This is a genomic window from Bradyrhizobium sp. UFLA06-24 (assembly GCF_054967145.1).
Map to the genome: position 1 here is coordinate 1 of NZ_JADFUE010000220.1, position 559 is coordinate 559.

The 559-nt window shown below is 59.0% G+C and carries 1 protein-coding gene and 1 pseudogene; both read right to left on the minus strand.

Annotated features, from left to right (window positions below; translation table 11 throughout):
* On the minus strand, positions 1–157 hold a 157-nt coding region (locus tag IF809_RS38740), incomplete at its 3' end, for a nitrogenase-stabilizing/protective protein NifW (protein WP_462840105.1).
* Between the two features lie 190 nt (positions 158–347).
* Positions 348–559 (minus strand): annotated as a pseudogene (locus IF809_RS38745) (hypothetical protein); the annotation flags it as partial.

The following is a 559-nucleotide window of genomic DNA, read 5'->3' on the forward strand; positions in this document are numbered from 1 at the left end:
CGGCAGCGTCAGATGTGTATAAGAGACAGATGTGAAGGCGCGCGACATTGACGATTCCGGGGTCGTACTCGACGCCTAGCAGTGAAAAAAACTCTTCGGCGGACGAGGCTTTGTTGAGCCGATCCAGGATACCGGCTGCTGGGTGCGGATTACTCATCGAAAACTCCCTTTGAATTGGCACGTGGACGATTGGCGACAGCGCGGCATCGCCTGTGATCCTGCTGCAGCCAACCTCGCGCGACCATGCTGAGGCAGGCCGTCGTGGCCGTCGATTAACGATGCCCGATACCGTCCTCGCGGCGCTTGGTTTTCGAATAGCCTGTCCAGATCTTGCTGGGTACGCCTCTTCAGGCCGGGTGGGGCGACAAGTATCCGCACACATCGCGCCAGATCGCTGCTACTGTTTCGCGCTCGACCGGCACCTTGTGCTTTATGGCATGCTTGCGGACTTGCGTCAGGATCTGTCTGGCTTGGTCGGCGCTGGCGACGAGCTGTAATTCATTGAGCAACGCGGTGATCGCCGACACAAAGTTCACGCGCGAATTCGCGGGGTTGGTCG